Source organism: Cupriavidus sp. 207A1, assembly GCF_057798955.1.
This window is the reverse complement of sequence record NZ_JBYOJO010000002.1, coordinates 299,266-321,716: the sequence shown is the minus strand read 5'-3', so window position 1 is coordinate 321,716 and position 22,451 is coordinate 299,266. Positions and strand designations below refer to the sequence as shown.

The 22,451-nt window shown below is 69.2% G+C and carries 24 protein-coding genes and 1 pseudogene; 12 read left to right on the top strand and 13 right to left on the bottom strand.

What is annotated here, in order from left to right:
• Positions 1-96: 96 nt before the first annotated feature.
• Both AC3FMM_RS04245 and fdxA read left to right on the top strand, forming a co-directional pair.
• Positions 97-564, top strand: a complete 468-nt coding sequence (locus AC3FMM_RS04245; protein ID WP_115708362.1) for a hemerythrin domain-containing protein — start codon at positions 97-99, stop codon at positions 562-564.
• A 134-nt stretch (positions 565-698) separates the two neighbouring features.
• Positions 699-1,028, top strand: coding sequence for a ferredoxin FdxA (fdxA, locus tag AC3FMM_RS04240; protein ID WP_116312215.1), 330 nt, complete (start codon positions 699-701; stop codon positions 1,026-1,028).
• Here the strand turns inward: fdxA and AC3FMM_RS04235 are convergent.
• Complete coding sequence (locus AC3FMM_RS04235; RefSeq protein WP_115708364.1) at positions 1,025-2,125, bottom strand: substrate-binding domain-containing protein; 1,101 nt, start codon at positions 2,123-2,125, stop codon at positions 1,025-1,027. The two genes, fdxA and AC3FMM_RS04235, sit on opposite strands and share 4 nt — an antisense overlap.
• Positions 2,126-2,285: 160 nt before the next feature.
• Here AC3FMM_RS04235 and AC3FMM_RS04230 point away from each other — a divergent pair, with 160 nt between their 5' ends.
• Genes AC3FMM_RS04230 through AC3FMM_RS04210 form a run of 5 tightly spaced genes read left to right on the top strand, consistent with a single transcriptional unit; the run spans position 2,286 to position 8,406 of the window.
• A complete protein-coding gene (locus AC3FMM_RS04230; protein ID WP_116312216.1) occupies positions 2,286-2,834 on the top strand; it encodes a formate dehydrogenase subunit gamma in 549 nt (182 codons plus the stop codon).
• Positions 2,831-4,393, top strand: a complete 1,563-nt coding sequence (locus AC3FMM_RS04225; RefSeq protein WP_116312217.1) for a formate dehydrogenase beta subunit — start codon at positions 2,831-2,833, stop codon at positions 4,391-4,393. The genes AC3FMM_RS04230 and AC3FMM_RS04225 overlap by 4 nt, the downstream gene beginning before the upstream one ends.
• A gap of 30 nt (positions 4,394-4,423) precedes the next feature.
• Positions 4,424-7,303 (top strand): formate dehydrogenase subunit alpha, encoded by a 2,880-nt coding sequence (fdhF, locus tag AC3FMM_RS04220; RefSeq protein ID WP_115708370.1) that lies wholly within the window; start codon positions 4,424-4,426, stop codon positions 7,301-7,303.
• A gap of 15 nt (positions 7,304-7,318) precedes the next feature.
• Entirely contained in the window at positions 7,319-8,185 is an 867-nt protein-coding gene (fdhD, locus tag AC3FMM_RS04215) for a formate dehydrogenase accessory sulfurtransferase FdhD (protein ID WP_116312219.1), read from the top strand.
• Positions 8,182-8,406: a formate dehydrogenase subunit delta gene (locus tag AC3FMM_RS04210; protein WP_488686158.1), complete on the top strand. Its 225-nt coding sequence runs from the start codon at positions 8,182-8,184 to the stop codon at positions 8,404-8,406. Before fdhD ends, AC3FMM_RS04210 begins: the two co-directional genes overlap by 4 nt.
• A gap of 27 nt (positions 8,407-8,433) precedes the next feature.
• Here the strand turns inward: AC3FMM_RS04210 and AC3FMM_RS04205 are convergent, their stop codons facing one another.
• Together AC3FMM_RS04205 and AC3FMM_RS04200 are read right to left on the bottom strand one after the other, a co-directional pair.
• Positions 8,434-9,129, bottom strand: a complete 696-nt coding sequence (locus AC3FMM_RS04205; RefSeq protein ID WP_116312220.1) for a transglycosylase domain-containing protein — start codon at positions 9,127-9,129, stop codon at positions 8,434-8,436.
• Between the two features lie 59 nt (positions 9,130-9,188).
• Positions 9,189-9,317, bottom strand: a pseudogene (locus AC3FMM_RS04200) (anion permease); the annotation flags it as partial.
• A 318-nt stretch (positions 9,318-9,635) separates the two neighbouring features.
• On the opposite strand from AC3FMM_RS04200, the gene AC3FMM_RS04195 reads away from it, so the two are divergent.
• From AC3FMM_RS04195 to AC3FMM_RS04180, 4 genes are all read left to right on the top strand, one after another.
• Complete coding sequence (locus AC3FMM_RS04195; protein WP_326348616.1) at positions 9,636-9,881, top strand: RNA-binding protein; 246 nt, start codon at positions 9,636-9,638, stop codon at positions 9,879-9,881.
• Between the two features lie 47 nt (positions 9,882-9,928).
• Positions 9,929-10,762 (top strand): tyrosine-protein phosphatase, encoded by an 834-nt coding sequence (locus AC3FMM_RS04190; protein WP_473703429.1) that lies wholly within the window; start codon positions 9,929-9,931, stop codon positions 10,760-10,762.
• 96 nt (positions 10,763-10,858) lie between these two features.
• Positions 10,859-11,653: a TOBE domain-containing protein gene (locus tag AC3FMM_RS04185; RefSeq protein WP_116312222.1), complete on the top strand. Its 795-nt coding sequence runs from the start codon at positions 10,859-10,861 to the stop codon at positions 11,651-11,653.
• A gap of 52 nt (positions 11,654-11,705) precedes the next feature.
• Positions 11,706-12,305 carry a LysE/ArgO family amino acid transporter gene (locus AC3FMM_RS04180; RefSeq protein ID WP_488686157.1) on the top strand — a complete coding sequence of 200 codons (600 nt, stop codon included), beginning with the start codon at positions 11,706-11,708 and terminating at the stop codon, positions 12,303-12,305.
• 47 nt (positions 12,306-12,352) lie between these two features.
• Here AC3FMM_RS04180 and AC3FMM_RS04175 read toward each other — a convergent pair whose 3' ends face one another.
• The 5 genes from AC3FMM_RS04175 to AC3FMM_RS04155 all read right to left on the bottom strand — a co-directional run bounded on the left by AC3FMM_RS04175 (position 12,353) and on the right by AC3FMM_RS04155 (position 16,032).
• Positions 12,353-13,075: a sulfate/molybdate ABC transporter ATP-binding protein gene (locus AC3FMM_RS04175; RefSeq protein WP_115679550.1), complete on the bottom strand. Its 723-nt coding sequence runs from the start codon at positions 13,073-13,075 to the stop codon at positions 12,353-12,355.
• Positions 13,076-13,097: 22 nt separating this feature from the next.
• The gene (modB, locus tag AC3FMM_RS04170; protein ID WP_115679551.1) at positions 13,098-13,808 is read right to left on the bottom strand and encodes a molybdate ABC transporter permease subunit; all 711 of its coding nucleotides are present in this window, start codon (positions 13,806-13,808) and stop codon (positions 13,098-13,100) included.
• Positions 13,809-13,826: 18 nt separating this feature from the next.
• Positions 13,827-14,591 (bottom strand): molybdate ABC transporter substrate-binding protein, encoded by a 765-nt coding sequence (gene modA, locus AC3FMM_RS04165; protein ID WP_414249726.1) that lies wholly within the window; start codon positions 14,589-14,591, stop codon positions 13,827-13,829.
• 224 nt (positions 14,592-14,815) lie between these two features.
• Positions 14,816-15,010, bottom strand: a complete 195-nt coding sequence (locus tag AC3FMM_RS04160) for a DUF1059 domain-containing protein (RefSeq protein ID WP_012351957.1) — start codon at positions 15,008-15,010, stop codon at positions 14,816-14,818.
• An 80-nt stretch (positions 15,011-15,090) separates the two neighbouring features.
• Positions 15,091-16,032, bottom strand: a complete 942-nt coding sequence (locus tag AC3FMM_RS04155; protein ID WP_115708419.1) for a 2-hydroxyacid dehydrogenase — start codon at positions 16,030-16,032, stop codon at positions 15,091-15,093.
• A 161-nt stretch (positions 16,033-16,193) separates the two neighbouring features.
• On the opposite strand from AC3FMM_RS04155, the gene AC3FMM_RS04150 reads away from it, so the two are divergent.
• Positions 16,194-16,724: a nucleoside 2-deoxyribosyltransferase gene (locus AC3FMM_RS04150; RefSeq protein ID WP_488686156.1), complete on the top strand. Its 531-nt coding sequence runs from the start codon at positions 16,194-16,196 to the stop codon at positions 16,722-16,724.
• On the opposite strand, the gene AC3FMM_RS04145 is transcribed toward AC3FMM_RS04150, so the two are convergent.
• From AC3FMM_RS04145 to AC3FMM_RS04125, 5 genes are read right to left on the bottom strand one after another with little or no spacing between them, the layout of a single operon-like run.
• Positions 16,721-17,341: a PqiC family protein gene (locus AC3FMM_RS04145; RefSeq protein ID WP_115708420.1), complete on the bottom strand. Its 621-nt coding sequence runs from the start codon at positions 17,339-17,341 to the stop codon at positions 16,721-16,723. The two genes, AC3FMM_RS04150 and AC3FMM_RS04145, sit on opposite strands and share 4 nt — an antisense overlap.
• Positions 17,338-19,011: a PqiB family protein gene (locus AC3FMM_RS04140; RefSeq protein WP_115708422.1), complete on the bottom strand. Its 1,674-nt coding sequence runs from the start codon at positions 19,009-19,011 to the stop codon at positions 17,338-17,340. The genes AC3FMM_RS04145 and AC3FMM_RS04140 overlap by 4 nt, the downstream gene beginning before the upstream one ends.
• On the bottom strand, positions 18,998-19,735 hold the full coding sequence (locus AC3FMM_RS04135; RefSeq protein ID WP_115708424.1) for a paraquat-inducible protein A: 738 nt from the start codon (positions 19,733-19,735) through the stop codon (positions 18,998-19,000). Before AC3FMM_RS04135 ends, AC3FMM_RS04140 begins: the two co-directional genes overlap by 14 nt.
• Entirely contained in the window at positions 19,732-20,430 is a 699-nt protein-coding gene (locus AC3FMM_RS04130; RefSeq protein WP_115708426.1) for a paraquat-inducible protein A, read from the bottom strand. The genes AC3FMM_RS04135 and AC3FMM_RS04130 overlap by 4 nt, the downstream gene beginning before the upstream one ends.
• The gene (locus AC3FMM_RS04125; protein WP_115708428.1) at positions 20,430-21,614 is read right to left on the bottom strand and encodes an AI-2E family transporter; all 1,185 of its coding nucleotides are present in this window, start codon (positions 21,612-21,614) and stop codon (positions 20,430-20,432) included. Before AC3FMM_RS04125 ends, AC3FMM_RS04130 begins: the two co-directional genes overlap by 1 nt.
• Positions 21,615-22,451: the final 837 nt, after the last annotated feature.

Below are 22,451 nucleotides of genomic sequence, written 5' to 3'. Positions count from 1 at the left end.
CATGCGCGCGCCGCGGCGCCTGATGCGGCGCGGGCACGGAATCTGCCTTCCTTGCGGGGCGAAGCCGGAGTGCCGGCTCCCCACCAGGAGAGAACCGTGGACAAGTCGAAGATCCCCGCAGACCAGGCCGAGGCACTCGGTGCCTTGATGGACGACCACCGTGCGGTCAAGAAGCAGTTCAAGGCGTTCAAGGACACCGACGACCGCGACGAGAAGGAATCGATCGCGCTCGACGTGTGCCACCAGCTCACGGTGCACGCCACCATCGAGGAAGAAATTTTCTACCCGGCGTTGCGGGGCGTCAGCGAAGAAATCGATGACATGCTGGACGAGGCCCAGGTCGAGCACCAGGTCGCCAAGGACCTGATCGCCGCGATCGAGGAAGACCCCGCCGGCGACATGCTCGAGGCCAGCTTCACGGTGCTGTCGGAATATGTTTCCCACCACGTCGAGGAAGAGGAAGGCGAGCTGTTCAAGAACGTGATCAAGGAAAAGGTCGACCTGCGCGATGTGGCGCAGACCATGGCCGCGCGCAAGGAAGAGCTGATGCGCGAGACTGCCTGACGCGGCGTGCCGGGCGGGCGCGGCGCCCCGCCGCTTCAGCGGATTTGAAGAAGTCGCACAAGCCGGGGTGCTCCACGCGCCCCGGCCGGCCTTTACCATCACGCACTGTTTCCCTGCCGTGCCGTAACTGCCCCATGACCTTTGTCGTGACGGATGCCTGCATCCAGTGCCGCCATACCGACTGCGTCGAAGTCTGCCCGATGTCGTGCTTCCACGAAGGGCCGAACTTCCTTGCCATCGATCCCGACCAATGCATCGACTGCTCGATGTGCGTGCCGTTGTGCCCCGTCGGCGCGATCTATTCCGAGCATGACCTGCCGCAAGCCCAGCGCCATTTCCTGGCGCTCAACGCCGAGCTGTCGCGACGGCCCGACTGGCTGCCGCTGATGAAGGCGAAGGGACCGCTGCCCGACCACGAGCAGTGGGCCGGCCATCCTGACCGCCTGTCGTTGCTGCGGCGCTAGCGCTGCGGCGTGTCGCGGTAGTCCGGGAAGGCTTCCGGCAAGGTCTGCACGGTGCCGGTCAGGGTGCCGTCATAGCCGGGCAGCGCGTTGACGCGCTGGCGGAAGGCCTCGCTGGTCAGCGCCCCGACCGCGCCGGCCAGCGCCGCGCTGCGCAGCTTGGCGCGCTCGATCGCAAAGAAGTAGCGCTCCTTGATCACCGGCACGAAGGCCAGCCCGAAGCGCCGCGCCGCGGTCTCCACGCCGAAGCCCACGTCGGCCATGCCGCTGCCGATGTACGCCGCCACCGCGGCGTGGGTGAATTCGCCATTGCTGTAGCCCTCGATGCGCGCGCCGTCGATGCCGCGCGCCGCCAGCATCAGGTCCAGCAGCAGCCGCGTGCCGGAGCCTACCTGCCGGTTGACGAAGCGGACTTCGCGCCGCGTCAGGTCCTCGAGCGTGTGGATGCCGAGCGGGTTGCCCGGCCGCACGAACAGTCCCTGGCTGCGCACCGCCAGGTGCACCAGGCAGTGGGTCTCGGGCTTGAGCCAGGTGGTGAAGTGGCGCCACATGCCGTGCTCGAACTCGCCCACCGGCACATGGAAGCCGGCGATGTCGCAGGCGCCCTCGGCCAGCGCGGCCACGGCCTCGACGCTGCCGCAGTACTTCAGGTCGTGCCGCACCTGCTGCTCGTCGAGGAAGTCGCGCAGCGCCGCCACCGCGAAGCCGTGGCTGGCATGCAGCCGCGCCGTCGCCTCCGGCTGCGCCATCAGCTTCTTCAGCTCGATCTCCAGTTCGGACGCGAGGCTGTCCAGCGTCGGTGACAGCCGCGCCCCGATCCGCTTGCTGGCCCACACCAGCTGCTGCGCCAGCGGCGTCAGCGCGCTGCCGCGCCCGCGCGTCTTGTCGATCAGCGGGCCGCCGAACAGCGCCTCGGCATCGCGCAGGATGCCCCAGGCATAGCGGTACGACAGCGACACCGCCTGGGCCGACTGGCTGATGCTGCCGGAGTCGCCGATATGGCCGAGCAGGGCCACCAGCCGGGACACGTCCAGCGGCTCGGCGCCCGGCCGGGCGTCGTCCCGGATCTGCAGATGGGGTTGGATCGAGATGCGGATCATATGTAGAAAATAGCTTATTGAAGGGCCGCTGTCACTCTCATATAGTCCGCCTAACGGGCGAAACGGCGATCCGATAGCCCGGAAATAGGAAAAAAATAGCATATAAGCGGGATCCGGCAGGCACTTTGGCCGGTCCTGGCGAGCCCTCACAGGAGACGCCATGCCAGACATCGCCCCCCACGCACCCCGTGCCCCCGGTGCCCCCGGTGCCCCGGCATCCGCCGATGCCGCGCACATTGCCGCCATCGTCGCGGCACGCCAGCACATGCCGGGCGCCCTGCTGCCGATCCTGCACGAGATCCAGGACACCCAGGGCTTTATTCCCGACACCGCCGTGCCCGTGATCGCGCGTGCGCTGAACCTGTCGCGCGCCGAGGTGCACGGCGTGATCACCTTCTACCATCACTTCCGCCAGCAGCCCGCCGGCCGCCACGTGGTGCAGGTATGCCGCGCCGAGGCGTGCCAGGCCGTGGGCGCCGAGGCGCTGGCCGAGCATGCGCAGCGCGCGCTGGGCTGCGGCTTCCATGAAACCAGCGCGGACGGGCAGGTGACGCTGGAGCCGGTCTATTGCCTGGGCCAGTGCGCCTGCGGCCCGGCGGTAATGGTGGGCGAGCAGTTGCACGGCTATGTCGATGCGGCGCGCTTCGACGCGCTGGTGCGCGCGCTGCGCGCGCCGTCGACCCCGGCAGAAGCGGAGGCGCAGGCATGAGCAAGGTCACTACTCTCTTTGTGCCGCGCGACTCGACCGCGCTGGCGCTGGGCGCCGACGAGGTCGCGCGCGCCATCGCCAGCGAAGCCGCCGCGCGCGGCGAGACGGTGCGCATCGTGCGCAACGGTTCGCGCGGCATGTTCTGGCTCGAGCCGCTGGTCGAGGTGCAGACCGATGCCGGCCGCGTGGCCTACGGCCCGGTCGGCGCGGCCGACGTGCCGGGGCTGTTCGCCGCCGGCCTGCTGCAGGGCGGCGCGCACGCGCTGGCACACGGCCCGACCGAGCAGATCCCGTTCCTGCAACGGCAGGAGCGCCTGACCTTCGCCCGCGTCGGCATCACCGATCCGCTGTCGCTGGACGACTACCGCGCGCACGAGGGCTACGCCGGCCTGGAGCGCGCGCTGGCGATGCAGCCCGCCGAGATCGTGCAGGAAGTCACCGACTCCGGCCTGCGCGGCCGTGGCGGCGCCGCGTTCCCGACCGGCATCAAGTGGAAGACGGTGCTCGGCGCCCAGTCCGCCATCAAGTACATCGTCTGCAATGCCGACGAAGGCGATTCGGGCACCTTCTCCGACCGCATGGTGATGGAAGACGACCCCTTCATGCTGATCGAAGGCATGACCATCGCCGGCCTGGCGGTGGGCGCGGAGCAGGGCTACATCTACTGCCGTTCCGAATACCCGCACGCGATCGCCGTGCTGGAAAGCGCGATCGGCATCGCCCTCGCCGCGGGCTGGCTCGGCGACGACATCCGCGGCAGCGGCAGGCGCTTCCATCTCGAAGTGCGCAAGGGCGCCGGCGCCTATGTCTGCGGCGAGGAAACCGCGCTGCTGGAAAGCCTGGAAGGCCGGCGCGGCGTGGTGCGCGCCAAGCCCCCGCTGCCGGCGCTGAAGGGGCTGTTCGGCCAGCCCACGGTGATCAACAACGTGATTTCGCTGGCCACGGTGCCGGTGATCCTGGCGCGCGGCGCGCAGTTCTACCGCGACTTCGGCATGGGCCGCTCGCGCGGCACGCTGCCGTTCCAGCTGGCCGGCAACATCCGGCATGGCGGGCTGGTGGAGAAGGCGTTCGGCGTCACGCTGCGCGAGCTGCTGGTCGATTACGGCGGCGGTACCCGCAGCGGCCGCGCGATCCGCGCGGTGCAGGTGGGCGGGCCGCTGGGCGCCTACCTGCCCGAGTCGCGCTTCGACGTGCCGCTGGACTATGAAGCCTATGCCGCGTTCGGCGGCGTGGTCGGCCACGGCGGCATCGTGGTGTTCGACGAGACCGTCGATATGGCGAAGCAGGCGCGCTACGCAATGGAGTTCTGCGCGATCGAATCGTGCGGCAAATGCACGCCGTGCCGGATCGGCTCGACCCGCGGCGTCGAAGTGATGGACCGCATCATCGCCGGCGAACAGCCGGTCCGGCATGTGCAGCTGGTGCGCGACCTGTGCGACACCATGCTCAACGGCTCGCTGTGCGCGATGGGCGGCATGACGCCGTACCCGGTGCTGTCCGCGCTGAACGAATTCCCCGAGGACTTCGGCCTCGCATCCAATCCGGCCAGGGCCGCCTGAGCCAGGCAGAGACACGGGAGACAAACCGCCATGAACGCCCGCAACGAGATTGATTTCGGCACGCCCGCCAGCCCATCGACCGACATGGTCACCCTGGAGGTCGACGGCGTCAGCGTCACCGTGCCGGCCGGCACGTCGGTGATGCGCGCCGCGATGGAGGCGCAGATCGCGGTGCCCAAGCTGTGCGCCACCGACAGCCTCGAAGCCTTCGGCTCGTGCCGGCTGTGCCTGGTCGAGATCGAGGGGCGGCGCGGCTATCCGGCCTCGTGCACCACGCCGGTGGAAGCCGGCATGAAGGTGAAGACCCAGAGCGACAAGCTTGCCGACCTGCGTCGCGGGGTGATGGAGCTGTATATCTCCGACCACCCGCTCGATTGCCTGACCTGCCCCACCAACGGCAATTGCGAGCTGCAGGACATGGCCGGCGTGGTCGGCCTGCGCGAGGTGCGCTACAACGATGGCGGGCCGGAATCGGCCCCGATCGCCACGCACACGCAGATGAAGAAGGACGAGTCCAATCCCTACTTCACCTACGACCCGTCCAAGTGCATCGTCTGCAACCGCTGCGTGCGCGCCTGCGAGGAAACCCAGGGCACTTTCGCGCTGACCATCAGCGGCCGCGGCTTCGATTCCCGCGTCTCGCCCGGCACCAGCCAGCCGTTCATGGAGTCGGACTGCGTCTCGTGCGGCGCCTGCGTGCAGGCGTGCCCGACCGCGACGCTGACCGAGACTTCCATCATCAAGCTGGGCCAGCCTTCGCACAGCACCGTGACCACCTGCGCCTATTGCGGCGTGGGCTGCTCGTTCAAGGCCGAGATGAAGGGCAATGAAGTGGTGCGCATGGTGCCGTACAAGGACGGCAAGGCCAACGAGGGCCACGCCTGCGTCAAGGGCCGCTTCGCCTGGGGCTACGCCACGCACAAGGACCGCATCCTCAAGCCGATGATCCGGTCCAGGATCACCGATCCGTGGCGCGAGGTGTCGTGGGAAGAGGCGATCGACTATGCCGCGTCCGAGTTCAAGCGGATCCAGGCAAAGCACGGCAAGGACTCGATCGGCGGCATCGTGTCGTCGCGCTGCACCAACGAGGAGGGCTATCTGGTGCAGAAGCTGGTGCGCGCCGCGTTCGGCAACAACAACGTCGACACCTGCGCGCGCGTATGCCATTCGCCGACCGGCTACGGCCTGAAGCAGACCCTGGGCGAATCGGCGGGCACGCAGACCTTCAAGTCGGTCGAGAAGGCCGACGTGATCATGGTGATCGGCGCCAACCCGACCGATGGCCACCCCGTGTTCGCCTCGCGCATGAAAAAGCGCCTGCGCGCCGGCGCGAAGCTGATCGTGGTCGATCCGCGCCGCATCGACCTGGTCGATTCGCCGCATATCCGCGCCGACTTCCACCTGCAGCTGCGCCCGGGCACCAACGTCGCGCTGGTGACCTCGCTGGCGCACGTGATCGTCACCGAAGGCCTGCTCAACGAAGCCTTTATCGCCGAGCGCTGCGAGGATCGCGCGTTCGGGCAGTGGCGCGACTTTGTCGCGCTGCCGGAGAACTCGCCCGAAGCCATGGAAAGCGTCACCGGCATCCCCGCGGACCAGCTGCGCGGCGCGGCGCGCCTGTACGCCACCGGCGGCAACGCCGCGATCTACTACGGCCTGGGCGTGACCGAGCATGCGCAAGGCTCCACCACCGTGATGGGCATCGCCAACCTCGCCATGGCCACCGGCAATATCGGCCGCGAAGGCGTGGGCGTGAACCCGCTGCGCGGGCAGAACAACGTGCAGGGTTCGTGCGATATCGGCTCGTTCCCGCATGAACTGCCGGGCTATCGCCACGTGTCGGACTCGACCGTGCGCGGCCTGTTCGAAGACGCCTGGAACGTCGAGATCAGCCCTGAACCGGGCCTGCGCATCCCCAACATGTTCGAGGCCGCGCTGGCGGGCAGCTTCAAGGGCCTGTACTGCCAGGGCGAGGACATCGTGCAGTCGGACCCGAACACCCAGCACGTGTCCGAGGCGCTGTCGTCGATGGAATGCATCGTGGTGCAGGACATCTTCCTGAACGAGACCGCCAAGTACGCGCACGTGTTCCTGCCGGGCTCGTCGTTTCTGGAAAAGGACGGCACCTTCACCAACGCCGAGCGCCGCATCTCGCGCGTGCGCAAGGTGATGCCGCCCAAGGCGCGCTATGCCGACTGGGAGGCCACCATGCTGCTGGCCAATGCGCTCGGCTACCCGATGGACTACCAGCATCCGTCCGAGATCATGGACGAGATCGCGCGGCTGACGCCGACCTTCGCCGGCGTCAGCTACCAGCGCCTGGAACAGCTGGGCAGCATCCAGTGGCCGTGCAATGCCGACGCGCCGGAAGGCACGCCGACCATGCATATCGATGCCTTCGTGCGCGGCAAGGGCAAGTTCATCATCACCCGGTACGTGCCCACCACCGAGAAGGTCACGCGCGCCTTCCCGCTGATCCTGACCACCGGGCGCATCCTGTCGCAGTACAACGTCGGCGCGCAGACGCGGCGCACCGACAACGTCCACTGGCATGCCGAGGACCGGCTCGAGATCCATCCGCACGATGCCGAAGAGCGCGGCATCAAGGACGGCGACTGGGTCGGGGTGCAGAGCCGCGCCGGCGACACCGTGCTGCGCGCCATCGTCAGCGAGCGCATGCAACCCGGCGTGGTCTACACCACCTTCCACTTCCCCGAGTCGGGCGCCAACGTGATCACTACCGACAACTCGGACTGGGCTACCAACTGCCCCGAGTACAAGGTCACCGCGGTGCAGGTGCTGCCGGTGGCGCAGCCATCGGCATGGCAGCGCCAGTACCAGGACTTCAACGCCACGCAGCTGCGGCTGCTGGAGGCGGCCAGCGCCGACCCGGCGCAGGCCGCGGGCTGAGCGGAGGGCCACGCGATGATGCGCTGCATGCAGTCGCCGGAAGTTGATCCGGCCGCGGCGGAAGAAGCCGTGCCCGCCACTCACAGCACCTTCGCGGTCAGCCGCTGGCGCCGCGGCGAGCTGATGCTGAGCCCCGATGAAGTGGCCGAGGAAGTGCCGGTCGCGCTGGTGTACAACGGCATCTCGCACGCGGTGATGCTGGCCACGCCGGCCGACCTGGAGGACTTTGCGCTCGGGTTCAGCCTTAGCGAAGGCATCGTTACCCGTGCCGCCGATGTCTATGACATCGAAATCGACACGCGCGAGGAAGGCATCGCGGTGCAGCTGGAGATCGCATCGGAAGCCTTCATGCGGCTCAAGGACCGCCGCCGCTCGCTGGCCGGGCGCACCGGCTGCGGGCTGTGCGGCACCGAATCGCTGGAACAGGTGATGCGCCTGCCGGCACCGGTGCGCAGCGATGCCAGCTTCCATACCGACGTGATCCAGGCTGCCTTCGTGCAACTGCAACTGCGGCAGGAGCTGCAGCAACACACGGGTGCGACCCACGCTGCCGCATGGCTGCGTGCCGATGGCCATGTATCACTGGTGCGCGAAGACGTGGGCCGCCACAACGCGCTGGACAAGCTCGCGGGCGCGCTCGCCCGCAGCGGCGAGGACATCTCCGGCGGCGCCGTGCTGGTGACCAGCCGCGCAAGCTATGAAATGGTACTGAAGACCGCCGCCATCGGCGCCGGCGTGCTGGCAGCAGTGTCCGCACCGACGGCGCTGGCCGTGCGGCTTGCCGAACAAGCCGACATCACCCTGGCCGGCTTCGTGCGCGCCGGCGCGCACGTGGTGTACGCCCATCCCCAACGTCTGCAGCACGAAGTGAGTCTGGCATGAAGATCGACAACCTCATCACCATGGCCAACCAGATCGGCAGCTTCTTCGAAGCCATGCCCGATCGCGAGGAGGCGGTCGCGGATATTGCCGGGCACATCAAGCGCTTCTGGGAGCCGCGCATGCGCCGGGCCTTGCTGGGGCATGTCGATGCCGATGCCGGCAGCGGGCTGCTGGAAATTGTGCGGGAGGCGCTGGGCCGGCACCGGGGCATGCTGGAGTAGCCGGGGCGCGTGGCGGACTGGCCCGGGTCAGCGCAGCCGCAACGGCTCCAGCAGCGCCCCGTCATACTCGCCGCGCGAGATCCGCCCCAGCTCCAGCATGCGTTGCAGGATATACACCTGCCGCTGGCGCGCGCGCCGGGGATTGGCCACCGGGTTATTCGCCGAAGGCGCCTTCGGCAGGCCCGCCAGCATCGCGCACTCAGCCAGCGTCAGCTGGTCCAGCCGCTTGCCGAAGTAAGTCCGCGCGGCATCGGCAAAGCCATAGGCGCCCTGTCCCAGGTAGATCTTGTTCAGGTACAGCTCGAGGATCTCGTCCTTGCTGAGGGCCTTCTCGATCCGGTACGACAGCAGCACCTCATACAGCTTGCGCGTGTAGGTCTTTTCCCGCGACAGGTAGAAATTGCGCGCGACCTGCATGGTGATGGTCGACGCTCCCTGCGACAGCTCGTCCGACAGGTTGGCGACGCCCGCGCGGATCACGCCGACGTAGTCGATGCCGTCATGCAGGTAGAAGCGTTCGTCCTCGATCGCCACCACGGCCTCGGTCAGCGCGCGCGGCATCTTGCCGATGGGCACGTAGTCCGGCGTATCGCGGAAGGCGGTGAGCGCGTCGAGCGACGGCAACTGCCGGTTGGCGGCGAGGAGGGCGATGGCGGCCAGCAGCGCGCCGCCGATCGCGGCGAGCAATAGCAGCTTGAGCAGGGCGGAGCAGAGGCTTTTCATGGCGCGTATTGTGCCAGCCGCCGCGCGCCCCGCGCGAGCCCGCGGGTTTGCGGTTTTACTTATACCCAGCCAAGCCAGCGCCAGTAGGTCGCGGCGAACAGCAGCACCATGGCGTAGCCGATGACCGTGACCGGGATGCCGATGCGCGCGAACTGCCGCCCGTTGAAGGTCTCGGTGCCCAGGCAGACCGGCGCATCGCGCTGGTAACGCTGTCGCCGATCGGCGCCAGCACGCGCCGCATCGCCGACACTCCTTGTCGTTTCGACTATCTGAAATTCTCCGGCCGACGGCGGGCGATGTCGAGGACCGAGGCTGGATAGTTACGCCCGTCATGCGCAAGATCAAGGCGATGGCAGATCGCCGGATTCCCCGGCCGCCGCGCGCGTCATACCAGTGAGAGGCTCGCCACACAAGGCCTGCGCGGCAGTCCGCATGATCCGATACCGGGGCCGTTCCGGGTTCCGCGAGACACGAGCCGGAGTGATCTGAAATAATTGGAGCCGACCATGAAGGTTTTAGTACGCGGTCTCAAGGCCGGGCTGGACCCGGCGGTGCTGCGCAAGGCGCTGGCACGGTATGCGAAGATCCGTTCGGTGGAACTGGTGCAGGAAGGCGACCCCAGGCATCCCTGGGCCTGGGTCGATATCGACGCCGGCGCGCTGACGGTCTGGAAACTGGTGGCGCGGCTGGACCGGCGCTATATCGCCGGCTGCATCCTGCGCTGGCACGTGCCGGCGTACCGCGAGCGCTGAAGCGACGCGGCACCGGCGCGCCCGGCAACGACAAACTGGAAAGAACAATGCTCAAGTGGCTTCAACGCGCGGCATGCCCGCATGCCTTCGCGGCCATGCCGCCAACACCGGCGGCGACCGGCGCCGTGCCGCACATGCCGGAGGTGCCGGACCTGGTATTCGAGCGCATCAGCAACGCGCGCGACCTGGGCGGACTGGTGGGCGCGCAAGGGCGCCGCGTGCGCCAGGGCCGGCTCTTTCGCAGCGGCAACCCGGCGCTGGCGAGCGATGGCGACCTGGAGCGGCTGCAGGCGCTCGGGCTCGACATGGTGGTGGACTTCCGCTCGCCCGGCGAGAAGTCGCCGGGCGAAGCGGCCTTCGGCCAGCGCTTCCGCTGGCAGGCGGTGCCGGTGCTGGAAGGCAGCATGGCGATGGATGTGCTGATGCCGCGGCTGCGCGCCAGCACGCCGGCGCAGATGGATGCCTTCATGCTCGAGGTGTACCGCGATTTCCCGGTGCGCTACCGCGCCGCCTTCGCCGGCTTCATGCAGACCGCGCAGGGCGGCCAGACGCTGCTGTTCCACTGCACCGCGGGCAAGGACCGCACCGGCTTTGCCGCGCTGCTGTTGCTGGCCGCGCTGGGTGTCGGCCAGGACGACATCCTGGCCAACTACCTGGAATCGAACCAGCGCAACGCGCAGTTCAATGCGGCCGCGCTGGCGCAGATGGGCGGGCTCGGCATCGATGCCGCGGTGATGATGCCGCTGCTGGAAGTCCGGGCCAGCTATCTCGAGGCGTCGATGCAGGCCATCGACGCGGGCTGGGGCAGCGTCGGCAACTACCTGCGCGACGCGCTGCAGGTCGACGTCGCGCAGCTGCGCGCGCACTACCTGGCCGGCTGAATCACCGGCTCACTGGCGGGGCGGATCCCGAAATCGGATTACCATAACCGCGTTTCGGACTTAATTGCGGTGCCGGCCAGCGGCGCCCGACCCCCAATGCTTGAACTCCAGGGAGCCATCTGGTTCCGCTCCGGCTCGCAGGACTGGGGCGGCAAGGACCGCATCGCGCTGCTCGCCGCCATCGGCGCGCACGGCTCGATCACGGCCGCCGCGCGCGCCGTCGGCATCAGCTACAAGGCGGCGTGGGACGCCATCGACGCGATGAACAACAGCGCCGGCGAGCCGCTGGTGGTGCGCGCCGCGGGCGGCAAGGGCGGCGGCGGCACGCGCCTGACCGCGCGCGGCGAACAGCTGATCCGCACCTATCGCGCGCTCGAGGACGAGCACCGGCGCTTTGTCGCGCAGTTGTCGCGGCTGGGCGAGGGCGCGGCCGACGATATCCACCTGATGAGGCGAATGATGATCAAGACCAGTGCGCGCAACAAGCTGTTCGGGCGCGTGGCCAGCGTCAAGGGCGGCGCGGTCAACGACGAGGTGGTGCTGGAGCTGGCCGGCGGGCAGCGCATCGTCGCCACCATCACGCACGAGAGCGTCGAGACGCTGGAGCTGGCCGAGGGCGTCGAGGCGTTTGCGCTGATCAAGGCATCGTCGGTGCTGGTGGGGCTGCCCGAGCCGGGGCTGCGGCTGTCGGCGCGCAACCAGCTGGCGGGCGTGGTGGCGCGGGTGATGCCTGGTGCGGTGAACGCCGAGGTGGTGATCGAGCTCGACGGTGGCGGCACGGTGGCCGCGATCGTCACCAACGGCAGCGTCGAGGCGCTGGGACTGCAGGCCGGCGTGGCCGCGGTGGCGATCTTCAAGGCCTCGAGCGTGATCCTCGGCATAGTGGGATGAGTGCCGCGGCGTGCAATAATAGCCGCCCCCAAAGCATGTCGTTTCCCTCGCAATGCACGCCGCGCTGGCTGGCTTTTCCCTCGGTCTTTCCCTGATTCTTGCCATCGGTTCCCAGAATGCCTTCGTGCTGCGGCAGGGCCTGCGGCGCGAGCACGTGTTCTGGGTCTGCCTGGTGTGCGCGCTGTCGGATGCGCTGCTGATCCTGCTGGGCGTGTCGGGCTTTGCCGTGATGATCCGCGCGTTGCCGTGGCTGGGCGAGGCCATGCGCTATGGCGGCGCGGCCTTCCTGGCCTGGTATGGCGCGCGCAGCTTCGTCGCGGCGTGGCGCTCGAACGCGGTGCTGGATCCCAGCGATGCCGCGCCGCGGCCGCTGGCGCCGACGCTGGCCGTGTGCCTGGCCTTCACCTGGCTCAATCCGCATGTGTATCTCGACACGGTGATGCTGATCGGTTCGGTGTCGACCCAGTTCGCGGGCCACGCGCGCGAATTCGCCGCAGGCGCTATGACTGCCTCGTTCCTGTTCTTCTTCGCGCTGGGCTATGGCGCCGCACTGCTGCGGCCGGTGTTCGCGCGGCCGCGGGCATGGCAGGTGCTGGAGGTGGTGATCGGCATCACCATGTGGGTGATTGCCGCGCGTTTGCTGATGGCTTGAACGAAAGGAGCGCGGATGTCGACCTACGTGGACCTGCTGCGCGCGGCTCAGGCCACGCGCGCCGGCACCGGCGCGTAGACCGGCGGATGGTGGCGGCTGGTGCCGCTGCCGAAGATGCGGCCTTCGCGGATTTCCAGCACGTGGTCGCCCAGCGCCTCGACATCGGCCGGGTCGTGCGAGATCACCAGCATCGGCACGTCCAGGCTGGCCTGCAGCGTGCGCAGCTCCGCCCGCATGCGCGCGCGCAGCGCGGGATCCAGCGCCGAGAACGGTTCATCGAGCAGGACGATGTCGGGCTGCGCCACCAGTGCGCGCGCCAGCGCCACGCGCTGCTTCTGGCCGCCGGAGATCTCCGCCGGGTAGTTGCCGGCGATGTCGGCCAGGCCGAAGGCATCGATCCAGCGCTGCGCCTGCGGATGCGCGGCGCCGCGGCGCGGATTGCGCCAGCCGCGCGCCAGGCCGAAGCCGATGTTCTGGCCCACGGTCAGGTGCGGGAACAGCGCATATTCCTGGAACAGGTAGGCCACGCGGCGCTCCTGCGGACGCACGTCGATGCCGGCGTCGGCGTCGAACAGGGTGCGGCCGTTGAGCACGATGCGGCCGCTGTCCGGCGTCAGCAGCCCGGCGATGGCGCGCAGCGTCAGGCTCTTGCCGGCGCCCGAAGGGCCGAACAGCGCAATGCGCCGGCTGGCCGAATCGAATTCGATATCGAGCCCGAAGTGGCGGTCGGCCGAGACCATCTGCTTGCGGATGCTGACGTGCATGCTCATGGCGATATGCGTGATGCTGGCGTTAGCGGACGCGCGGGCGCAAGCGCCGGCGTTCGTAGAGTTCAGCGGGATGGCGCGCGGCCGCTGGCACCAGGCGTCCGGCAATCACCAGCAGCAGCACGCAGGTGACGGAGGTCACCAGCACCAGCAGGTTGGCGGTGTTGTCGTCGCCGGCCTGGACCGCCTCATAGATGGCCACCGACAGTGTCTGGGTACGCCCGGGCAGGTTGCCCGCGATCATCAGCGTGGCGCCGAATTCGCCCAGCGCGCGCGCAAACGCCAGCAGCACGCCGGCGATGATGCCGCGCGCCGCCAGCGGCAGCGTGACGCGAAAGAAGATGCCGGCTTCGGGCACGCCCAGCACGCGCGCGGCGTTCTCCAGCTGGTGGTCCACGCCTTCGAAGGCGGCGCGCGCGGACTTCAGCACCAGCGGGAAGGCGACGATGGTCGACGCCAGCACCGCGCCCTGCCAGGTGAAGACCAGCTCGATGCCGAGCCGCGCCAGCCACTCGCCGAACACGCCACGGCGTCCCACCAGCACCAGCAGGTAATAGCCCAGCACCGTCGGCGGCAGCACGAGCGGCAGCGTCAGCACCGCGTCGACCACGTCGCGCAGCGGCGAGCGCCAGCGCGCCAGCGCCCAGGCCGCGCCGACGCCGAGCACGGCGTTCAGCGCGGTGGCCCAGCCCGCCACCTTCAGCGACAGCAGCAGCGGTACCCAGACGGCATCCATGGCGTGCGCGGCGCGGCGTCAGGGCTTGTGGAAGCCGAAGCGCGACAGGATGGCCTGGCCTTCCGGCGAGGCGACATAGTCGACGAACTGCACGGCTTCCTTCGGCTGGCGTGCCTGGCTGGTGACGGCGATCGGGTAGGTCACCGGCGTGCGGCTGGGCACGCGCACCGCCACTTTGACCTTGTCGGGCATCACGGTGGCGTCGGTGGCGAAGACGAAGCCGGCCTCGACCTCGCCGCGCGCGACGTAGTCCAGGCTCTGGCGCACGTTCTGCGCCGGCACGCCCTTGGCGGCGACCGCGTCCCACAGCCCGGCCGCTTCCAGTGCGCCGCGGGTGTAGCGGCCCACCGGCACCGAGACCGGATTGCCGTAGGCGATGCGCCGGACTTCCGGGCGCGTCAGGTCCTGCAGCGAGGCGATCGCCAGCTTGCTGTCGGCCGGCACGATCAGCACCACCTGGTTGGCGGCGAAGTTGCGCCGCGAGGCCGGCGCGATCACCTTTTCGGCCTCGGCCTTGTTCATCGCCTCCTGGTCGGCCGAGGCGAACACATCGGCCGGCGCGCCCTTGACGATCTGCTGCATCAGCACGTCGGAGGCGCCGAAGTTCAGCACCACGTGCGTGCCGGGGTGGGCGCGCTCGTAGGACTCGGCCAGTGATTTGAAGGCGTTGGTCAGGCTGGCTGCGGCGGACACCACCAGGTCGGCGGCGAAGGCAGGCGGGGCGGCCAGCGCCAGCGTGGCGGCCAGCAGCAGCCCGCGACGGCGGGAACGGAAGGCAGGCATCGGAATCCTCGGGAAGCGGCCGCCGGCATGCATGGGCTGGCGCGGCAAGGCCGGAGCGGGTGGACTGTCAGGCGCAATATACGTCTGTATATAGCGAGGCGTCAATGATGCGCCATGACGGGTGTCAGGGGTATTCCAACCGGCATAAGTGCGGTATCAGGGGCTGCGAATGAACCCCGGGGAGGGAAACGGCTGGCGCCTGCCCGGCGCCAGCCCTGCCGGCTTCAGGCCGGCGGCGTGCCTTCCTTGAACATGGATTTCAGCTGGCTGCGCAGCTCAGGCGTGTCCTGATGCTGGTGCACCGCCACCGCATGCTGGACCGCGGCTTCGAGCAGTTCGTCCTCGCTGTCGGCGCTCAGCGCGACCGTGCAGTGGGTGTCGCTCGGATACTCGCGGCAATCGATAAACTTGCGTGCCATGATGCCTCCTGACGCCGGCCCGCAGGGTGGGCTGAGCCGGTGCCTCCAGTATAGGCACGCGGTCCTTGCCGGTTGGTGCCCTAGAGCACCGGCGTCAGCACCTTGCCGCCGGCCAGGAACGCGTCGAGGTTCTGCAGCGTCAGCGCGGTCATGGCGGCGCGCGTCTCGTGCGTGCCGCTGGCCATGTGCGGCGCCAGCACGACATGGTCCATCGCCAGCAGCGCCGGTGGCACGTTGGGCTCGTCCTGGAACACATCGAGCCCCGCGCCGCCGAGCCGGCCTTCGGCCAGCGCCGCGACCAGCGCCGCCTCGTCGACCACGCTGCCGCGCGAGACGTTGACCAGGATGCCGCGCGGGCCGAGCGCATCGAGGATCTCGCGCGAGACCAGCCCCGCGGTCGAAGGCCCGCCGACGGTGGCGACCACCAGGAAGTCGGCCCACGTTGCCAGCGCCTTCAGGTCCGCTTCGAAGCGCCACGGCGCGCCTTGGCGCGGGCGGCGGTTGTGGTAGGCGATCTCCATGTCGAAGCCCTGCGCGCGCCGCGCGACGATCTCGCCGATGCGGCCCAGGCCCAGGATGCCCAGCTTCTTGCCGGAGACGCGCGTGGTCAGCGGGAAGCCGCCCTGCGGCCAGCGCCCGGCGCGCACGAAGCGGTCGCCATGGGCGATGCCGCGCGCCGCGTCGAGCAGCAGCCCGAAGGCGAGGTCGGCGACGCAGTCGTTGAGCACGTCGGGCGTGTTGCTGACCTGGATGCCGCGCGCACGCGCTGCGTCCAGCGCGATCGCGTCATAGCCCACGCCGAAGCTGACGATGGCTTCGAGGCTCGGCAGCGCATCGATCAGCGCGGCACTGCAGCCGTGGCGCGCCGAGGTCACCACCACGCGCACCTGCTGCCCCTCGCTGCGCGCCCAGGCCAGCGGATCGGCCTGCTGCCACAGCGCCGCGGCGCCGTACTGTTGTTGCAGGGTGGCATTGGCCGGCGGCGCGAGCGGGCCGACCTGGAGGATCTGGGGAGCGGGCATGGGGAGGAGGAGGTCGAGGCGTGACCGGCAATGTTAGCGCAAGGGCCGGCCCCGCGCCGGCGCCCGGCCGGGCGTGGGCGCGCAAGCTGTGCGATGTTCGGGCGGCGGGTTATGCTGCAAGCCTCGCGGCCAAGCGCCGCGCCACGCTGCTTCCACGTGCCATGACCACCATCTACCTCGCCGGCTTTGACGTGTTCCGCAAGGACGCGCGCGCCTGGGGCGAGCATCTCAAGGCGCTGTGCGCGACGCACGGCTTCACCGGCCTGTATCCGCTCGACCAGTCCGCGCCCGAAGGCCTGTCCGGGCCCGACACCGCACGCTGGATCTATAACGCCAATATCGCGCTGCTGCGGCGCGCCGACCTGGTGATGGCCAACCTGGATGACTTCCGCGGCCCCGGTGAAGCGGATTCCGGCACGGCGTTCGAGGTCGGCTTTGCCGTGGCGCTGCAAAAGCCCGTGTGGGGCTACAGCGCCGACACCGGCACGCTGCGCGAGCGCGTCACGATGGCCATCGATGCCGACGGCACGCCGCTGGATGCGCGTGGCTTTACCGTCGAGGACTTCGGGCTCGGCAAGAACCTGATGCTGGCGTGCCCGGTGCGGCTGGTGCGGGGTGGCGCGGCCGAGTGCCTGACAGCCATGGCCGCCGCCCGGCACGACATCGACGCGGCCGTCCGCAGCGGCAGCTAGCGCCGCAGCGCCTGCACGCCGGCCGCGATATCGTTGGCGGTGCTCGCGACGATCTCGCGATACGCCGCCACCACCCCGTCGACCGCGCCCGGCGCGGGCAGCTCGGCCTGGGTCCTGCCGCTGACCACCTTGCCATCGGGCAGCCGGCGCACGGTCCAGTTGATGGTGGCGCCGGCACGCTGGCCCACGTCGGCATCCAGGCGCAGCACTTCAGTGGTGATGCGGTACAGCGGCTGCACGTCGGACAGCCCCTGCTGGTAGGTGTCGACCGCGCCCAGCGTGGCTTGCAGTCGCTGCGACAGCGCATCGCGCAGCTCGTCCGGCAGCGGCGCGGACCAGCGCGACAGGTCCAGCAGGCGCACGCCGGCATCGCCGCCGCTTCCGTTCTGGCCATCGCGCACCACCAGTTGCGGCCGGTTGAGGCGCTCCGGCACGCGCACCGGCGCTACCTCCAGCCACAGCGTGTCCGTCGACGGTGCGGCTGCCGGTGCTGGCGCCGCCACGGCGGCGGGGCCTTGCGACAACGTGTAGTAGCGCGGCTCGGGCGAGGCGCAGCCTGCCAGTACCGCCGCGGCGAAGCTGGCGCAGGCCAGCGTGAGCGGAAGGCGCTTCATCATTCTTTCTCCGGCTTGCCGCGCAGCAGCGCTTCAGGGTGGCGTTCCAGGTAATCGGTCAGGGTGCGCAGCGACGTGGCGGTGCGCGTCAGCTCCTGCAGCATGCGGCGCGTATCCTGCTGCAGCGGCGCGTCCGACGCCAGCGTGCCGTTGGCCGCGGTCAGGGTCTTGCGCGCGTCCTGCAGCGCGGCCAGCACCTGCGGCGCGACATCGCCGTTGAGCTGCTGCACCAGCTTGTCGGCGGTGGCCAGGGTCTTGTTCAGGCTCGTCACCGTGGTGCGCAGGTCCTGGCCGATCTGGTCGAACGGCACCTTGTCGATGCGGTTGACGATGTCGCCCACCTGCGCCTGCAGCTGGTCGAAGGCGCCGGGGGTGGTGGGGAACTCCGGGATCGGCGCGTCCAGGTCGACCTTGACCGGCGCCGCCTTCGGGAAGAAGTCGAGCGCCACGTACAGCTGGCCGGTGAGCAGGTTGCCGGTGCGCAGCTGCGCGCGCATGCCGCGCTGCATCAGCCCCTGGATGATCTTGCGCGCGCGTTCGCGGTCTTCGACGTCGCGTTCGCGGAAGCCCATGCGCGACGGGTACAGCTCGACCACCACCGGCATGCGGAAGGCACGCTTCTCGCGCTGGAATTCGATGCCGATCGAGCGTACCTGGCCCACTATCACGCCGCGGAAGTCCACCGGCGCACCCGGCGACAAGCCGCGCACGGACTGGTCGAAATTGAGCACCGCCAGCGTCGGCGCCAGCTCTTCCGGCTCCTTCATCGCCTCGGCCTGGTCGCCGGCCAGCAGGAACTGGGTGTTCTCGGCGGCGGCCTCGGTGGCGGTGGTGTGGTCCGGCGCCTGGAAGGCGACGCCGCCAAGCAGCACCGTCACCAGCGATTGCGTCGACAGCTTGAGCCCGCCGGCATCGAGCTTGAGGTCGACTCCGCTGGCATGCCAGAAGCGCGTGTCGGCGGTGACCAGCTTGTCATAGGGCTTGTTGACGAACACGCGCAGCGTGATGTCGCGGCCGTTGGGATCGAGCTGGTAGGCCACCACCTGGCCGACCAGCACGCGCCGGTAATAGACCGGCGAGCCGATGTCGAGCGAACCCAGCTCGGACGCGCGCAGCACGAACTGCTTGCCGGAGGCGTCGGTGGTCACCACCGGCGGCACTTCCAGGCCCTTGAAGTCGCGCGCCGAGTCCGTCGACTTGCCGGCGTCGACGCCGATATAGGCACCGGACAGCAGCGTCTCCAGCCCCGACACGCCACTGGCGGCGAAGCGCGGGCGCACCACCCAGAAGCGGGTGTCGGCGACGGCGAAGTTCTCGGCGTCCTTGGTCAGGTCGATCGACGCCACCACGTGCGAGCGATCGCGCGCCAGGCGCACCGACTTGACCAGGCCGATGTCGACGTCCTTGTAGCGCACCGCGGTCTTGCCCGGCGTAAGGCCTTCGGCGGTGCGGAAGCTGACGGTGATCTCCGGCCCGCGCGAAGTCAGCGTGTGTATCAGCAGCGAGATTCCGACCACCGCGGCGACGATCGGGATCAGCCATACCAGCGAGGGCAGCCAGCGCGCGCGGCGCCGCCGTTCGGGCCGGGGCAGGCCGGACGGGGGTGGCGAAGGCGGAGAGGGCGGAGAGGGCGGCATGGCACCCGCCGGGGCTTGGTTGTCAGTGTCGGGCATTGTCAGGTTCCAGCGAATCCCACAGCAGGCGCGGATCGAAGCTGAGCGAGGCCAGCATGGTCAGTACCACGACCGCGCCAAAGGCGAGCGCGCCGCCGCCGGGGATGATGGTGGCCAGCGCCCCGGCCCGCACCAGCGAGGCCAGCAGCGCCACCACGAAAATATCGAGCATCGACCAGCGGCCGATCACCTCCACCAGGCCGTACAGCCGGGTCTGCTGCCGGATCCGCCAGCTCGAGCGGAAATGCACCGACAGCAGCAGGAAGGTCAGGATCACCATCTTCAGCAGCGGCACCACGATGCTGGCGATCAGCACCAGCACGGCCAGCATGTGCGAACCGGACAGCCACAGGTAGATCACGCCCGACAGGATGGTGTCCTGCTGCGTGCCGAGGATGGACTGGGTCACCATCACCGGCAGCATGTTGGCAGGAATATAGAGGATGTACGCGGCCAGCAGGAAGGCCCAGGTGCGCGCCAGGCTGTCGGGCTTGCGATGGTGCAGGCTGGCGCCGCAGCGCGGGCAGGGCGAGCCTTCCAGCGTGCGCGGGCTGACCAGGTCGCAGGCGTGGCATGACACCAGGCCCAGCCGGCTGGCGGTGGGCACCTGCGGCAGCGGAGTGTTCTCGTCGTCGTCGGTCAGTTCCGCCACCACCTCCCGCGCGAGCTGGCGCGGACGGGCCAGGCGGCCGGCGGGCGGTGGCGGTCGCTGCGGCTGGGTCATCGGCGCTCCCCGTCGGCCGCCGCGGCCTTGTCGTCGGGCGTTTCCAGGTGGCGCCACAGGTCGCGCGGATCGAACGACAGCATCGCCGCCAGCACGATCACCAGCGCGGCGAACGACCACAGCGCAATGCCGGGCAGCACGCGCGCCATGGTCGAGAGCTTCACCAGCGTCACCAGCACGCCGATCATGAAGACCTCGATCATGCCCCACGGCCGGGTCTGGCGGATGCCGCGCACGATGCGGTCGAAGCCGGCCGGCATGCGGTGCTGTGCCATCGGCACCAGCAGGTAAGTCATCATCAGCAGCTCGGACAGCGGAAACAGGATGGTGGTGGCGAACACCAGTGCCGCCACCAGCGCCATCTGGTCCGCATACAGCGCCTGCACCGCGCCCAGCAGCGTGGTCTGGGTGCGCACCCCTTTCAGGTCCATCTCGACGATGGGGTAGGCGTTGGAGATCAGGAACAAGATCAGCGCGGTGAGCACCAGCGGCAGCAGCCGGTGGTAGTGGCGCCGGCTCTCGCGGTAGAGCTGGCCGCCGCAGCGCAGGCACAGCGCGCGCTCGCCCGGTGCGATCGGCGTGCGCTCGTAGACGGCGTCGCAGTATTCGCAAGCCACCAGCCGGTGCAGCGCGGCCGGCGAGGTGTCGGGCAGCGTGGTCTCCGGCGGGGCCGGGGGTACGTCGTGTGCCGCCATCAGCCGGATCGCTTGCCGGTGGCTGCCGGCGGCACATCGGGGTTGTCGACCACGGCCGGGGCCGATGCCGGGGCGGACGCAGCGGCCGGTGCCGGCGCGGATGCCAGCGCCGCGCCCTGCTGCAGGTCGCGCTGCAGCTCGCCCTGCGAGCCGATGGTCCAGTCGCGCAGCAGGGCATAGGCCACCGCCAGCAGGGTCGGGCCGATGAACACGCCCAGGAAGCCGAACGCCAGCGCGCCGCCGAGCACGCCCAGCATGATCCAGATCAGCGGCATGCCGGTGCCCTTGCTGATCAGCAGCGGCTTGACGATGTTGTCGGCCATGCTGACCACACCCACGCCCCACACCACCAGGAAGATGGCCCAGCCGGTGGCGCCGGTGTGGTACAGCCACAGCGCGGCCGGCAGCCACACCAGCGGCGGGCCGACCGGCACCACTGACAGGAAGAAGGTGACGAAGCCGAGGATGGCGGCACCCGGCACGCCCGCGATCCACAGGCCGATGCCGGCCAGCACGGCCTGGATGAAGGCGGTGCCCAGCACGCCGTAGACCACGCCCTTGACGGTGCTGCCCGCCAGCTCCAGCAGGTGGTCGGCGCGCTCGCCGGCGATGCGGCGCATGCCCGCGCGCAGCCAGGCAATGGCGAACTCGCCGCCGGTGTAGAAGAAGAATGCCAGGATGATCGACAGCGCCAGCTGCCCCAGCCCGGCCCCGATCGACAGGCCCGCGCCCAGCAGCACGTGCCCGACCGGCGCGATCAGCTTGCGCAGGTTGGCGACCATCTCGGAATCGGCATTGATCAGGCCGTCCCACGAGCTTTGCAGGTAGCTGCCGACATAGGGCAGGCTGCTCAGCCACAGCGGCAGCTGCGGCAGCCCCTGCTCCATATAGCGGTCGACCAGCGCGGCGAGGTCGTCCAGGTGCGCGGAGAAGCTGGCGCCAGCATAGACGAACGGGCCCAGCACGATCACCGTGGCCAGCAGCACGCAGATCAGCGCGGCCAGGCCGCGGCGGTTGCCGAGCCAGCGCGACAGCACGGTGTAGGGGTGCCAGGAGCTGAACGCCAGGATCGCGCCCCACAGCAGCGCGGTGGTGAACGGCGCCAGGACCAGCAGCGAGCCGCCGATCAGCACGATCAGCGCGAAGACGGCGGCGATTTTTTCGATTAACTGGCCGGAGCTCATGGTTGGGGTCTCTGTTCTGTCCCCCGGGGGGTGGGTGTGACGGGGACGGCGTAAATATAGCTTATGGGGGGTGGGGGGATGGGAAAGGGGGTGGTGCTGGTGGTGACATGCTGTCGGCTGTTGGGCCGCCTGGTTCCGCCCTGCTGGGCGGGTCACTTTTTGGCCGAGCGCCAAAAAGTAACCAAAAAGCGCGTTTACTGCCCTGCGGGCGGCATGTCTTATCGTAGTGGGCCCGGGGGTTTTCGTACGGGGCTTTGCTTCCTCGCATAGCGGGACTGCCTGCCGCAGGGGTGCACCACGGTGGCAGGGGCGTTGAAGTGCAGGTTGAACGAGCCCAGAGCGGTGGGTGGTCCCTGCTGCGGGCGTTGCCGTAGGAACGCCTACGGCTGCGCTGCGCGCCGGCCCTATCGCGCGGCGTGGGCCCTGGCACGGGACGCATCGCTGCGCTCGCTTGGCGCTGTCGGCCGGTTAGCTTGGCTGGCGAATCGCCAGACGCATTTGGCTGCCTTCGCGCAAACGCCCAATACCCGCCAGCGCAATCGAGCCTGCGCAGCAGCCGCAGGCGTCCCCGCGATACGGCCGGCAGCAGGCTGCCTACACCCTCATTGGGATTGTCCAATAGTGGGCGATCGCAGGCACTATCCCTGACTCACATAGCGTAGCAGGGTCGAACGGGCACCCACGCCCAAACGGAAAGCACCACCGCCCGAGCCACCAACACCGTGAAATTGATTGCCAGCCGCACAGGCGACGCGCTTTTTGGTTACTTTTTGGCGCTCGGCCAAAAAGTGACTCGCCGGCTACGCCGGCGAAACAGCAGCGCCCGCCAAGCACGAC